This window comes from Chitinophaga sp. 30R24 (genome assembly GCF_049056765.1).
GTDB lineage: Bacteria > Bacteroidota > Bacteroidia > Chitinophagales > Chitinophagaceae > Chitinophaga.
The window spans coordinates 18464-33471 of the sequence record NZ_JBJGXX010000015.1; the positions used below are offsets into that span (position 1 = coordinate 18464).

The following is a 15008-nucleotide window of genomic DNA, read 5'->3' on the forward strand; positions in this document are numbered from 1 at the left end:
TGACATTATATATGCAGCAATTTTTGCTACGGGCGCGTAACTCCGGTTCCAGGTTAGGGCGCGTGCCTGTTTTTATTATCCTTGTTATCCTGGTATTGGCCAATGCATTTGCAATGGCCCAAATTCCTGTGCCTACTCCTAAAAGAATATCCCTGCAGTTGAGTAATGCCAGCCTTAAAACGGTGATCCGTGAAATAGAAAAACAAACCCGTTATACTTTCGCGATTTCTTCTGATGAATTGGAAAACCGCCATGGCGTTAGTTTACATGTACATAATGCTTTATTGGAGGAGGTACTCCCCCGCATTTTCCCACCCGCAAAATATCAGGTAGAAATCAAAGATGGCCAGATCATCGTTATTCCCCTAAGCGAGGAAACCTCCGGCAGGCTACCTTCCCGCCCTGCCAACACGCCTGGCAACAAGTGGGTGGTTACCGGTATAGTAACCGATAATACACAGCCACTGAGCGGTGTTTCTATCCGGGAACTAGGTAGTACCAACGGCACTGCCACGCTGGAAAATGGCAGCTTCAAACTGGAAGTAGCCAACGGCCAGGCCGTGTTGCAGGTTTCTCTGATCGGCTATGAAACAAGGGAAATAGCCGTGAGGGAGCGGAGAAATATTTCCATACTATTGGAACAAGACTTACGTAAGCTGAACGAACTGGTTGTATTGGGTTATGGCCTGCAAAAACGCGCCAATATCACCGGCGCTATCGCACAAGTAGATGGAGTACGCCTGAGAAGCCGGCCCGTGGCTAATGTAATGGCCGCCCTCCAAGGTACCGCTACCGGTCTTGTAGTAACCCGCAGCAATGGCCAGCCTGGCCGTGAAGGCTTTAATATACAGGTAAGAGGCGTTAGCTCAGCTTCTGGCAATACGCCCGTCATTATAGACGGCGTACCGGGTTCGCTGGCAGTACTTAATCCCGACGATATTGAGTCGGTATCCATCCTGAAAGATGCCGCAGCAGCCTCTATTTACGGCGCCCGCGGAGCCGGCGGCGTAGTACTGGTAACCACCCGTACCGGTAAGCCTGGCAAACTAAAAGTTGACTTTAACACATTAGGAGGCTTTGAGCAACCTATCCGCCTGCCCAAGCGGGTACCCTCCTGGCAAGCCGCTGCTATGCAAAATGAAGCAGCCCTTAATGCGGGCCTGCCCGCTCCCTGGAGCCCCGTAGAAATAGACCTGATGGAATCTGGTAATCACTATGCAACCGACTACGAACATCCCGGCTACTACCGCTATTACTATAATTTCAATCCGCTCACCACGCTCACGCAAAACCGGTCTGGCGTGGAAAACTATAATATCTCCGTGAAAGGAGGCGACAGTGCCAACCAATTCTCAGCCTCCTTAGGATATTTCGGTAGAAAAGGCTTACTGGCAGCAGGTCCCGACAGAACCCACCGTGTAAATGCCCGTGTGAACCTCAATAACCAATTCAGTCGGCATATCAGCCTGGAAACACGCCTGTCTTACGCGCAAACCAACACTTTTTCCCCGGCCCAGGCAGTAGAAGGTCCCAATGGCTTGCTGACAGGGTTATACCGGGGACCAGGCAATGTGCCGGTATATGTGCCCAACACCCTTCATTACGCCTATGGCAGCGCACCAGTGTATGCAATACTGGAAGACGGTGGAGAGCGTGATGAAAAAAATAATTATATCGATGCCGTTTTTACCCTGAAAGCAGACAGCCTGGTAAATGGCCTTACACTCCGGTTGATCTATAGTCCACAGCAACATACGCTGCAGGATAATTTAGGCCGTCAAACCATTGCCCTATGGAACAGTATTGAACCGGTGAAACTAATACAGCCCGACAACATGTTGCAGAAAAGCCGGTTGAAGGCCCAAGGGGGCAACCTGCAGGCGCTGGCCGATTATGACGCCAGAATAGATAAACACAGTTTTCACCTGTTGGGTGGCTATACCCAGGAAACGTATAATACTACTCAAAATACGGCTGCTTCTTATGATATCAGCCCACAGGAAATTAACAGCAGCCACTTCTATCACCCTCCCGAATACACGCAGTTGTTAGCCACCAGCGGCACGTTGATGTCTTTCTTTGGCAAACTCAACTATAACTACGATAACCGCTACCTAATAGAGGCCAATCTAATAAGCGCCGGACTGTCGCAATACAGTTCACTATTCAACGCCTGGAAACAATGGCAGGCATTCCCTTCCTTTTCTGCCGGATGGCGGCTTAATAACGAAACCTGGTTTAACCATGCGTTGCCCTTCTTCAACGAATTTAAGCTCAGATGGTCTTGGGGACGGCTGGGCAATGTGAATAGCTGGAATAGTATTCCTAATGATGAGCGGCTATCGACGTTTACTTTCAACGACGATCGGCGTTTCCTGCCCTTTGTATATAAGAATCCAATACCGCAGGCCCATGGCTGGGAGAATATTGCCACCAATAACTTCGGCTGGGATGCTGCACTTTTTCGCGGCCGGCTTACCCTCGCGGCAGATTACTTTATTAAGAGGAACAGCGATATACAAATCCCCCAGCTCACTGCTTCTACAGCAGGCGCATGGCCAGTAGCCTTCCATAGCGGAGAAATGAAAACATGGGGTTGGGAAATCAACTTAGGCTGGAGAAGCGACCGGGGACCTTTTACCTGGTATGTGAATGCCAACCTCTTTAACAGCCAGAACAAAGTGCTCCGCAACGATAACATTGCCCCTCAGGCAGGATGGAACCAGGGCATTGCCGGGTATCCTTATTCTTCCCTGTTCGGCTACCTGGCAGAAGGCTATTTCAACTCTACTGCAGAGGTAAACCAACATGCCTATCAGCAGCCTGATACCGGCCCTGGCGACCTCCGTTATAAAGATATTAACGGCGATCATAAAATAGATGAGTCAGACCTGGTATATCTGGGAAGTACTGATCCGCAGCTCGCTTATGGCATCGACGCCGGTTTTTTCTGGCAGGGCTTCGACGTATCCGTTTTCTTCCAGGGGGTGGCCAACCGGAAAGTAATGCCAGACCCTCGCTATAACATGCCCTTTACCAATGCCTGGCAACAACCCTGGGATATCAACCAGGACTATTGGACGCCGCAACATACAGATGCCCTCTTTCCCCGCCTTTACCTGAACGATTACCAGAATACTGTACCCTCTTCCCACTGGGTGATGAATGGCGCCTACATCCGGCTAAAAAACTTACAAATAGGCTATACACTGCCTGCTGATTGGCTTAAAAAAGCATGGGTCAGCAATCTGCGTATCTATTTCTCGGGGCAAGACCTATGGGAAACGACCAAAATGAAGATTAAATACTACGATCCCGAACAGGCCGGAGGATATAACGGAAATGTATACCCGTTTTTCAGGTCGTATACAGTGGGGGCAGCGATTAGCTTTTAGGCATAAGAAAAATCCGATACCGGATCTAAGAATTTAGTCACCTTTAGCGGCAAACAGTTGCTGCTAAAGGTGAACAGCTATTAATTATTTTCCGCTTTCTTTCCAGACAACAGGTATAAGGCAGCCATACGAACCGCTACCCCATTTTCTACCTGGTCGAGGATAATCGACTGGCCGGAGTCGGCCACATCTGAGTTGATTTCTACCCCACGGTTAATAGGTCCCGGGTGCATAATCACAATATCTTTATGAAGACTGTCTAGCAGCTCACGGTTAATACCATAAGCGAGCGAATACTCCCTAAGTGAAGAGAATAAAGGCGTATTTTGTCTTTCGAGTTGTATACGGAGTACATTTGCCACATCGCACCATTGCAGGGCTTCGCGGATATTATAACTCACATTTACACCGAGGGCGGCCGCCATATACTTAGGAATCAGGGTAGGCGGGCCTACTACAGTTACCTCAGCACCAAGTTTACGCAGGCAGTAAATATTCGAGAGCGCCACACGGGAGTGCATCACATCTCCACAAATCGCTACTTTTTTACCTTCCACGCTACCGAGCTTTTCTCGGATAGAAAAAGCATCCAGCAATGCCTGGGTGGGATGTTCATTAATACCGTCGCCCGCATTAAGGATAGGCACTTGGATATGCTTAGCCAGGAAATGCGGCGCACCGCTGGCAGAATGACGCATCACCACCACGTCTACCTTCATAGACAAAATGTTGTTGACGGTATCTATCAACGTTTCTCCCTTAGAAACAGAAGAACCGGAAGCAGAGAAGTTGATGGTGTCTGCCCCGAGGCGTTTTTCCGCGAGCTCAAAAGAGATGCGTGTACGGGTTGAATTCTCAAAAAATAAATTGACAATTGTTGTATCGCGAAGCGTAGGAACCTTTTTAATAGGCCTTTGTAAAACCTCCTTAAACTGGTCGGCTGTTTGAAAAATAAGCTCTATATCCTGACGCTGCAGATCGCGAATTCCGAGTAAGTGTTTTACAGAAAGTGACATTAATGTGCAAATATAAAGGGTGAAATCTGAATTCTGAAATCCGGATTCATTTTAGTCAATCAGAACTACTTCGTCTTTACCATCTCTTTCGTTCCACAACACCCTTACTTTCTGGGAAATAAGGGCATCAATAGTACGTCCGGTATAGTCGGGCTGAATAGGCAGTTGTCTACTGAAACGCCGGTCTATCAACGTTAACAGCTCCACTGCCGCCGGCCGGCCAAAATCCAGCATTGCATCCAGGGCCGAACGGATAGTACGGCCGGTATACAACACGTCATCTATCAGCACTACCTTTTTATTTTCTATGGAAAAATCAATACTTGTTTCGTTGGGCACATGCAAAGTCTTGCTCTGAGAGAAGTCGTCGCGGTAAAAAGTAATATCCAGCTTACCATAATCTATATGCGCTCCCGGCACTAACTTTTGCAACGTTTCATAGATCCTGCCAGATAAATAAATCCCTCTGGGCTGCAACCCGATCAGTACGGTCTGCTCAAATTTTAAATGATTTTCTATCAACTGATGACAAAGCCTGTCTATGGTAATAGCCATTTGCTTGCCGGTAAGTATGGTTTTCAAAACACGATGTTTTAGGCGCCAAAAATAACGATTAATGCAACAGATAAAAAGGTGAAAATGAGAAAAAACAGGTAAAATCCGGTAAGGACGCAGCATGAACGCAGTATTACCGTTTATGAAGCAAACGCCCGGAACTTCTCCGTGGCCAGAAAAGCGGGAGCATGAGCCTGTAATTAGGATTAAATGATAAAATTATGAGGCGGTAATCGAATAGCTCTTCGTACTTTTAGTTCCTGAAAAAGTGCGTATGAAAACCTTTAAGCTCATTATGATTATGACTGCATTCTTACAGTTTTGGAGTCCCTCTGCGGATGCCCAGATAAAAACAGGCGATAAAGTACCCGTCTTCAGCCTGCAAGACCAGGATGGAAAAACCTTCGACATTACCACCGTATTAGGCAAGCAACCTCTAGTCATTTATTTTTACCCCAAAGATGAAACATCTGTTTGTACGAAAGAAGCATGCTCTTTCCGGGATGCCTACCAGGATTTTCAGCGATATGGCGCCATGGTGATTGGTATCAGCTCCGATAATGTAGCTTCCCATAAGCACTTCGCCACACATCACAACCTTCCCTTTACCCTGCTCAGCGATCCCAAAAATGAAGTCCGCAAACTATTTGGCGTACCTAAAACCTTTGTTATTCCGGGGCGTGTAACTTACATAGTAGATAAAAACGGCGTAGTGGTGCATACTTTTAATTCTATGCGGGATGGGGAAAAACACGTTACAGAATCGTTGGAAGCGCTGAAAAAGATGCAATAGCTCAGTTGCATTTCTTCGATAATTGTATCAGTTTACCTGCTGCATTGATCCTTTAGGTAATCGTAAAGAAACTATCAAGGGGACCATTCATAGGGAAATAAAATATTATAATTTCCTCAGATCTCTGAAAGACGTAATTTCTTCTTTAAGGGCAAACAATTGTATTCCCCAGATCACTCCCAGGAGCAAAGCGAAAGCTACTAATCCGAGTGATAAAGACACCTGCATGAAACTACCTTCTTCCCGGTTGCTGAGGGTAATAATGCGGAGCAGGCACACTAAGGCCACGAAGAGGCATATACCGGCTTTAATGCCTTTTTTGCGCAGCTGTTTCCCAAAATAGGCATTAAACCCTTTAACCGCCGCTACACTGGCTTCCGGAGCAGGAATTCCATCAGCTATCAGCCGCTGTTCGAGATCTACTACCCGGAGTTGTGAATGGTACTCTGAAAAATACTTAGTGATAATATCTGCCTGCATAATTGCCTGGATTCTGGATAAGGGCGCAAGGTACAAAAAAGGCGATGGAAATACCTCCATCGCCTTTTATATAAATCATGAACATTTACTATGCTTCATTCAGGAATGGATACCTGTAATCAGTAGCGGGCACAAAAGTTTCCTTGATACTTCTGGCACTCAACCAACGGTAGAGGTTCAGCATAGAACCTGCTTTGTCATTGGTACCGGAAGCACGGGCGCCACCGAAAGGCTGTTGACCTACCACTGCGCCGGTTGGCTTGTCGTTTACGTAGAAATTACCAGCACTATTCACCAGGGTGCGGGTGGCCAGTTCTACAGCATAGCGGTCTTGAGCGATGATAGAACCGGTTAAAGCATATTCGGAAGTAGAGTCTATTACCTGCATGATGTCTTCGAACTGTTCAGCATCATATACATAAATTGTTAATACAGGCCCGAAGATTTCTTCGCGCATAGTAACATAGTTATGATCGGTAGTTTCGATAATGGTAGGCTCAATAAAGTAACCTTTTGATTTATCGAAAGTACCGCCGGCAATCACTTTCGCAGCAGGATCGTTTTGTGCATTGGTAATATACCTGGTGATCTTATCGAAAGCGCGTTCGTCGATTACGGCATTGATAAAGTTGCTAAAATCCTCTGTAGTACCCATTTTCATGGTTTTCAGCTCGGCCAGCAACTTTGTTTTTATCTCGTCAGCAAGATTGTTTGGTATATATGCGCGGGAGGCAGCAGAGCATTTCTGGCCTTGGTATTCGAAAGCGCCACGGGCTAACGCAGTAACGGTAATATCAACATCAGCAGATTTATGCACCAGCACAAAATCCTTACCGCCTGTTTCACCTACGATACGTGGATAAGCTTTGTATTTATGAATGTTTTCACCGATGGTTTTCCACATGGTTTGGAATACGCCGGTAGAGCCAGTGAAATGAATACCTGCAAAATGAGGATCTGCAAAACAGATATCACCGATCATGGAACCATTGGCATATACCAAGTTGATCACACCAGCTGGCAAACCAGCTTCAATCATCACCTTCATAAATACCTGCGCAGCGAAAATTTGTGTATTAGCAGGTTTCCACACCACTACGTTGCCGCACATAGCAGCAGAAGTTGGCAGGTTGCCGGCAATAGCGGTAAAGTTAAATGGCGTAATGGCCAGTACAAAACCTTCCAGTGGACGGTATTCTACGCGGTTATGGATACCAGGGGCACATACCGGCTGTTGGCGGTAAATTTCGCTCAGGAAGTGTACATTATAACGAAGGAAGTCGATTAGTTCACAGGCGCTATCTATTTCGGCCTGGTAGGCATTCTTGCTCTGCCCAAGCATAGTAGCGGCATTGATGTGAGAACGGTATTTAGTGGCCAGGAGGTCTGCGGCACGCAAAAATATGCCGGCGCGCTGTTCCCAATCCATATTGGCCCATCTTTCACGGGCTTCCAGGGCTGCTGTAATGGCAGACTTCACGTGGGAAGCTTCACCCAAATGGAAATGACCTAATTTGTGGCTGATTTCGTGTGGGGGGCGGAGATCTATGGTATTGTCCGTACGCACCTCTTTACCACCGATATACATGGGGATATCAGCTACCTCTGCTTTAAATGCGGCTAATTGTTTCTTTAATGCAATCCTCTCAGCGGAACCGGGGGCATAAGACAACACAGGCTCGTTAGCAGGCGCTGCGTATTCAAAGTATCCTGTATTCATTGTGACCTGATTTAATATTTATTTACCTGGCTATCTTGCTATTAGACATTCTAATTATCTAAATAACAAAATAAGCAGGTAAATAAACAACTACATGATTTGTTTCTGTTGCAAAGTTAACAGAAACGCCTCCATCAGGCTTATTAATAATTAGTAGATACTTATTAATTATTGTCCTCTTCCTTCTGCATCATGAGGTATGCTTTGATGAATCCATCGAGGTCGCCATCCATTACCGGACCTACGTTACCTACTTCATAATCGGTACGGTGGTCTTTGATCATTTTATACGGATGGAATACGTATGATCTGATCTGTGATCCCCATTCGATCTTGCGTTTGTTGGCGTTGGCAGCATTTTTAAGCGCTTCTCTCTTACGCAGTTCCTCTTCATACAGTTGGGACTTCAGCATGGTGAGGGCTTTTTCACGGTTCTCACCTTGTGTACGGGCCTGTTGGCATTCAACGATAATTCCGGATGGGATGTGTTTTAAGCGCACAGCCGTTTCCACCTTGTTTACGTTTTGTCCTCCCTTACCACCGGAACGGTAAAACTCCCATTCCAGGTCTGCCGGGTTTACTGCAATTTCGATCGTATCGTCTACCAACGGGTATACATATACGGAAGCAAAAGAAGTATGCCGGCGTGCATTGGAATCGAACGGAGAAATACGTACCAGGCGATGTACACCGCTTTCTGCTTTCAGATGGCCGTAGGCAAAGTCGCCGTCAAATTCCAGCGTTGCGGATTTGATGCCGGCGCCATCTCCATACTGTGTATCAATTTCCGATACTTTCCAGCCTTGCTTTTCTCCATACATGCGGTACATACGTAGCAGCATTTCAGCCCAATCCTGGCTTTCGGTGCCGCCAGCACCAGAGTTGATAGTGAGTACTGCAGGCATTTCATCTTCCGGCTGGTTTAGCGTGGATTTAAACTCCAGGTCATCTAACGCGGCTACAGCAGCGTTATAAGCTAATTCTACTTCCTCTTCGGAAGCTTCACCTTCTTTGAAAAAATCATTCAGTACTGCGCTATCATCTATAGCAGCATTTACCTGATCATAAAGGTCAACCCAATATTTGTTTACCTTAATTTCCTTCAGAATAGAAGTAGCTCTGACGTTATCGTCCCAAAATCCGGGCGCCAGGCTTAATTGTTTGTCGTTTTCTATTTTAGCTAATCGGTCAGGGACGTTAAAGAAAACCTCCCAGGACGTATAAACGGTCCCTCATAGCTTTTAATTGCTCAGATGTCATAGCCGGCAAATGTAGGCAAAAATGCAGATATCTACTAATGTATGCCCACAATGTTTTTTGTCCATTTTAGCACAATTTTTGTGTTACAACACTGTAAATATGTCACTAATATTACAAAAAGCTGCCATTTGATATGATGAGCCATGATACCCTGCATTTCAAAAACAGCGCTATATTTAACACGCTTGGCTTTATTATGATGGTTGTAATCAACCTGATGGCCCTGTTGTTGCCCATTAACGAAAAAACCACCGCGCAGGTAGCGAATGAATATCCTCATTTATTTGCACCGGCTGGCATTACCTTTTCTATATGGATCATTATTTACCTTTCTATGCTGGCATTTGTGATCTATCAACTTTGGCTGGCATTTTCTGATCAACACCCCAACGAACTATCGCAGGTGATGCGGCAAATGAAAGGATGGTTCATGGTATCTTCTATCGCCAACGCCTGCTGGCTATTTACCTGGCACTATTACCTGATACCTGTAAGTGTAGCAATGATGCTGGTATTATTGATTTCCCTGCTGGCAATTCATTATAACTTCGGCATTGGCGTAAGGCCAGCTCCCCTGGCAGAAAAAATATTTATACACCTGCCTTTTAGCATATACCTGGGATGGATCGCCATTACCACCATCGCCAACATCACTATACTAATAGTATACGCCGGATGGGGAAGCAGTTTATATAGTCAGATCGGCTGGACTAACATCATGATCGGTTTCGCTACATTACTGAGTATAGCCATGATACTACTACGCAACAATATCGTATATGCGCTTGTTAATGTATGGGCATTTTATGGTATTCTGCTTAAAAGAAGAATAGCTGATGTGCCAGGCGAAAATTCCATTATTCCAACCTGTGTGATCGCCATCGGCATCATTGCTATCACCATTTCCTGGCAATTATACCGGAAACAAAAATCATGAATCTAAAAGAGTATTTTTGGAGCGCATTTTAATATAAACAATACTATGTTTCCATCTATCAATCCAACAACCACCAAATCGTGGGAATCATTGAGAAAGCATGCCGAGGAGATGAAAAAGGTGCACATGCGCGCCCTATTCATGGAAAACAAAGAACGTTTCAGCCAGTTCTCCCTTCAGTTTGAAGACATTCTCTTTGATTATTCCAAGAACCTGATCACTGAAGATACCCGTAGCCTGCTGTTAAGCCTTGCGGAAGAATGCAATGTGTCTGAAGCGATTAAGGCCATGTTTAATGCAGAAAAGATCAATGTCACGGAGAACCGCGCAGTACTGCACACCGCACTGCGTAACACCAGCGACAAGCCCGTATTACTGGATGGACGTGATGTGATGCCAGATGTGAAAGCCGTATTAAATAAAATGGATCATATATGCCGCCAAATTCACTCCGGCGAATGGAAAGGATATACCGGCAAGCCTATACGCTATATCGTAAATATAGGTATCGGCGGTTCCGACCTGGGTCCGGTAATGGTAACAGAAGCATTGAAACCTTACTGGAAACCAAACATACATCCATACTTTGTTTCTAACGTAGACGGCACCCATATTGCTGAAACGCTGAAAGAAATTACCCCCGACGAAACCTTGTTCCTCATTGCGTCTAAAACATTTACTACACAGGAAACAATGACCAATGCGCATACTGCCAGGAGCTGGTTCCTGGAACACGCAAAGGATGAACAATTCGTCGCCAAACATTTTGTGGCGCTTTCTACCAACGAGAAAGCCGTTACTGCTTTCGGTATCGATCCCAACAACATGTTTGAATTCTGGGATTGGGTAGGCGGCCGCTATTCCCTGTGGTCTGCTATTGGCTTATCTATTGCCCTCTCCATTGGTTTCGAGCACTTCACCGAATTACTGGAAGGCGCCCACGCAGTAGACAGGCACTTTACTGAAACACCGTTAGAACAAAATATTCCGGCTATTATGGCCCTCATCGGTTTATGGTATGGTAACTTCTTTGGTAGCTCCACGGAAGCGATCCTTCCCTACGACCAATACATGCACCGCTTCCCGGCCTACTTCCAGCAAGGCAACATGGAAAGCAATGGTAAATCCGCAGATCGTACAGGCCATCCCGTTAGCTACGAAACCGGTCCGATCGTTTGGGGTGAACCCGGTACCAACGGTCAGCATGCTTTCTATCAACTCATCCATCAGGGTACCAAACTGATCCCCTGCGATTTCATCGCACCGGCCATCAGCCACAATCCTATTGGCGACCATCACGTAAAACTGCTGTCTAACTTCTTCGCACAAACGGAGGCCTTAATGAATGGTAAAACAGAGGCGGAAGTACGTGCAGAACTGGAAAAAACCAATACCCCCAAAGAAGAGATCGACAAACTGGTGCCTTTCAAAGTATTTACCGGCAACAGACCTACGAACTCTTTCCTGGTAAAGGAAATCACCCCCCGCTCCCTGGGCTCCCTGATTGCATTATACGAACATAAAATCTTTGTACAAGGCGTTATCTGGAACATCTACTCCTTCGACCAATGGGGGGTGGAACTGGGTAAACAACTGGCCAGCAAAATCCTGCCGGAACTGGAAAACGATGATACCATCATTAACCACGACGCCAGTACAAATGGGTTAATTAACGCCTGGAAAAGAATGAAAATGTAATGTGTCTCACATATAATATAACACAGGAAACCCCCGGAAAAATCCGGGGGTTATTATTTTCGAATGTCGAAATAAATTAATTAAGTAAAAATCTTACCATTTGTCTACATCTTCAGTACTATGAGAAGCCTGCGCTGTAATAGTTGCTTCTACAGGTACAACTGCTTCCACTGTGGATGAACTACGAACTTCCGCTCCATCTGCATCCAGCTCGTCTTGCTCTTCCTGCACATAATCGTGGTTGTAGGCATCAAAGTCGAAATCGGGCATCAACTCTGTCTTTACATAGTTGATAGTTTCGGTCAGTGCGTTCAGAAACTTGTTAAAGTCTTCCTTATACAGGAATACTTTATGCCTGTCATAACCGTTGTCATTAAAACGTTTTTTACTTTCTGTTATAGTTAGAAAGTAGTCGTTTCCCCGAGTGGTCTTTACATCAAAGAAGTACGTTCTTCTTTTACCCGCTTTCAATCGTTTAGAAAAGATGCTATCATTGTTTCTTTCCTGTTGATTGTTGTTTTCGTACGCCACAGTTGATAGATTTAAGTGTTAACGAATCAAATCCTGTTACAATAAGAGACAAATATACTATTGTTTTACAAATATCAAAATATTTTTAAATGATTTTGAAAAATCATAGAACGCTCATGTAAACGGCCGCGGTGGGGCTTATCCAAGCATATGATTGTTACCCAGTTACACCATCATCTTCACCTGATTGCTGCCTGGCATACAACTCCGCGTAGTATCCCTTCAATGATAATAAATTTTCATGTGTTCCGGCTTCCACAATCCTTCCTTCATCCAACACAATGATCTTATCGAATTCAAACAGTGCAAAAATGCGGTGGGTGATAATGATAGCGGTTCTATTCTTAAGATAGGCATATAAGTTACCGATGATCTCCTTTTCCGTACGTGCATCTACGGCAGAAAGGCAGTCGTCGAAGATGAGGATATCCGGATCTTTGATGAGTCCACGGGCAATAGAAATACGCTGTTTCTGCCCTCCGCTCAAGGTAACGCCACGCTCACCTATGGCGGTTTCAAATCCTTCATTGAAACCGAGTATGTCTTTTTCTACAGAAGCCTGTCTGGCCGCGGTTTGTACCGCTTGCAGGTTAGCCATGGGGTCGCCAAAACGAATATTATTGGCAATCGTGTCAGAAAACAGGAATACATCCTGTGGCACATAGCTGATCTGGCCGCGTAAACTGGCGAGCTGCAAAGTGCTAATGTCGTGGCCATCCAACATGACTTTCCCTTCCTGGGGGTCGTACATGCGGATCAGTAACTGGGCCAACGTACTCTTACCGGAGCCTGTTCTACCAATCACCGCTACCTTCTGACCAGGTGCTATCTGCAAATTAAAATTACGGATGGCGGTAATACCGGTATGCGGATAGGTAAAGCTTACATTCTCCAGGGCTATTCCTCCTTGCAGCTTAACAATCCTGGCATCCGGCGCGTCCTGAATAGTTGGCTGTATCTGCAAAAATTCGTTGAGCCGTTGTTGCGAGGCCGCTGCACGCTGTATCATAGACGCTACCATACCAATAGAGAAAAACGGGAACATAAGCATGTTCACATAAATCACAAACTCTGCGAGGTTACCAACGGTAATATTGCCATGTATTACCTGGATACCTCCGATAAAAATAGTGAGTATCACGCTCAAACCAATCATCAACGCCATAGTGGGCTGAAAGAGGGCATCCGTTTTAGCCAGGCTGATAGAACTGTCTTTATACACTTCACTGGCGTCTTCAAAATGACGCGTACTGGCATCTTCCTGGATATAGGATTTTATCACCCGGATACCAGAGTAAGATTCCTGTGCAATAGAAGTAATAGTAGATAACTGCGCTTGTATCTTTTCACTTTTACGGTGAATGATCCGGTTCACATAATAGATCGTAAGCGCCAGGAAAGGCAATGGCGACAAGGTATACAACGTAAGCAAAGGGTTTACTTTCAACATCAGGTATACAACCATCACAATCAGAAAAAGGGTACGCGATGCATACATAATGGCAGGCCCTACGTACATGCGCACCCGTGATACATCTTCTGTAATACGGCTCATTAGATCGCCAGTGCGATGCATCTTAAAAAAGTTCAGATCCAGCTGCTGATAGTGCCGGTAAATTTCATTTTTCAGATCATACTCTATATGCCGGCTCATAACGATGAACGTTTGCCGTTGCAGGAAAAGAAAAAATCCGCTCAGCAAGGCGAAGATCAGGATACTGATGCCATAAAAGGCTAATACATGCGTAAAATCAGCCCGGAAAGGCATTTTCAGTGAAGTATGGTCCAGTAAACGGTATTCATCAATATTATGCGACAGCAGGTCAAAGATCTGCCTGACCATAATAGGCTGAAATACACTGAATACAATGGAGATGGCGGTAAACAATAATCCCAGGATCAGGCGCCATTTATTCGCCAGAAAATATTTATTAAGTGCAGCAAGGTGTTTCAAGCTTCATCGATTTGCACACAAAAATAAGGCATTGGCGGCAGAAAGCTGCTACGTGAAATACAGGCGGGCACCTCCAGCTACGCGATAGCGATTACTTAGCGTTGAAAGAACCTAAGACCTCTTCCAATGCGGGAGCATATTGTTCCAACTCATCGGCCAACGTGGTTAATGTAATAGCATAGGCTATATTGTTCTTTACCAGAATGGTAATTTCCCCATTCAGTACAGTACCGCTTTCCCTATGTATATACTGACATTTCATCCACTTGGCTTTTACATCGGTCACCGTGCGCTCCCCTTCTGCCAGCTTTTTGTAGCTGCTGAAAAAAGTTTGCATTTCCTTTTGGGTGGTTGCCATGTATTTATCTACTGTAAAACCTTCCTTTAGCTCCTGGGTGATAATGTTTACGTTTGCCTGAAATGGGCTGCCTGCGGCCGCAGGCGCTGTCATGAAGATATATGCTATCCGGCTGATGACTGTATCTTTGGTAGACCAGCCCGCTGGAGTTTTTACGGTGAAATTACCGTTACCGGCATTCATTCCGGGAGATTGCCCGGCCAATTCCAATATCTCTGCGCTACTTAATGCTTTGGAGGGTTTGGTTGCATGGTTACACGCACTAAAACTTAACAAACAAACTATAGCAGCAATCACTTGTATTTTCATTG

12 protein-coding genes are annotated in these 15008 nt (G+C 45.4%); 4 read left to right on the plus strand and 8 right to left on the minus strand.

All coding sequences use genetic code 11. The features are described from left to right. Positions 1–11 precede the first annotated feature (11 nt). Positions 12–3395, plus strand: a complete 3384-nt coding sequence (locus ACDQ55_RS19880) for a SusC/RagA family TonB-linked outer membrane protein (protein ID WP_420983337.1) — start codon at positions 12–14, stop codon at positions 3393–3395. 80 nt (positions 3396–3475) lie between these two features. On the opposite strand, the gene ACDQ55_RS19885 is transcribed toward ACDQ55_RS19880, so the two are convergent. Then, complete coding sequence (locus tag ACDQ55_RS19885) at positions 3476–4411, minus strand: aspartate carbamoyltransferase catalytic subunit (protein WP_420983338.1); 936 nt, start codon at positions 4409–4411, stop codon at positions 3476–3478. A gap of 51 nt (positions 4412–4462) precedes the next feature. Further along, positions 4463–4993, minus strand: a complete 531-nt coding sequence (gene pyrR / locus ACDQ55_RS19890) for a bifunctional pyr operon transcriptional regulator/uracil phosphoribosyltransferase PyrR (RefSeq protein WP_420983339.1) — start codon at positions 4991–4993, stop codon at positions 4463–4465. Positions 4994–5240: 247 nt separating this feature from the next. On the opposite strand from pyrR, the gene ACDQ55_RS19895 reads away from it, so the two are divergent. Continuing rightward, positions 5241–5759, plus strand: a complete 519-nt coding sequence (locus tag ACDQ55_RS19895; RefSeq protein WP_420983340.1) for a peroxiredoxin — start codon at positions 5241–5243, stop codon at positions 5757–5759. A gap of 105 nt (positions 5760–5864) precedes the next feature. On the opposite strand, the gene ACDQ55_RS19900 is transcribed toward ACDQ55_RS19895, so the two are convergent. From ACDQ55_RS19900 to prfB, 3 genes are all read right to left on the minus strand, one after another. Beyond that, the gene (locus ACDQ55_RS19900) at positions 5865–6299 is read right to left on the minus strand and encodes a hypothetical protein (RefSeq protein ID WP_420983341.1); all 435 of its coding nucleotides are present in this window, start codon (positions 6297–6299) and stop codon (positions 5865–5867) included. A 28-nt stretch (positions 6300–6327) separates the two neighbouring features. Next, a complete protein-coding gene (gene pruA, locus ACDQ55_RS19905; RefSeq protein WP_420983343.1) occupies positions 6328–7959 on the minus strand; it encodes an L-glutamate gamma-semialdehyde dehydrogenase in 1632 nt (543 codons plus the stop codon). A gap of 164 nt (positions 7960–8123) precedes the next feature. Next, a protein-coding gene (gene prfB / locus ACDQ55_RS19910) for a peptide chain release factor 2 (RefSeq protein ID WP_420983344.1) occupies positions 8124–9219 on the minus strand; the annotation gives its coding sequence in 2 pieces (ribosomal slippage) (positions 8124–9158 and positions 9160–9219; 1095 coding nt in all). Between the two features lie 196 nt (positions 9220–9415). On the opposite strand from prfB, the gene ACDQ55_RS19915 reads away from it, so the two are divergent. Next, positions 9416–10156, plus strand: a complete 741-nt coding sequence (locus tag ACDQ55_RS19915; protein ID WP_420983346.1) for a hypothetical protein — start codon at positions 9416–9418, stop codon at positions 10154–10156. Between the two features lie 45 nt (positions 10157–10201). Then, the gene (pgi, locus tag ACDQ55_RS19920; protein ID WP_420983347.1) at positions 10202–11854 is read left to right on the plus strand and encodes a glucose-6-phosphate isomerase; all 1653 of its coding nucleotides are present in this window, start codon (positions 10202–10204) and stop codon (positions 11852–11854) included. 93 nt (positions 11855–11947) lie between these two features. On the opposite strand, the gene ACDQ55_RS19925 is transcribed toward pgi, so the two are convergent. The 3 genes from ACDQ55_RS19925 to ACDQ55_RS19935 all read right to left on the minus strand — a co-directional run bounded on the left by ACDQ55_RS19925 (position 11948) and on the right by ACDQ55_RS19935 (position 15006). After that, entirely contained in the window at positions 11948–12385 is a 438-nt protein-coding gene (locus ACDQ55_RS19925; RefSeq protein ID WP_420983349.1) for a DUF3276 family protein, read from the minus strand. A 157-nt stretch (positions 12386–12542) separates the two neighbouring features. After that, positions 12543–14339: an ABC transporter ATP-binding protein gene (locus ACDQ55_RS19930; RefSeq protein WP_420983351.1), complete on the minus strand. Its 1797-nt coding sequence runs from the start codon at positions 14337–14339 to the stop codon at positions 12543–12545. Positions 14340–14430: 91 nt separating this feature from the next. Beyond that, complete coding sequence (locus ACDQ55_RS19935) at positions 14431–15006, minus strand: hypothetical protein (RefSeq protein WP_420983352.1); 576 nt, start codon at positions 15004–15006, stop codon at positions 14431–14433. Positions 15007–15008: the final 2 nt, after the last annotated feature.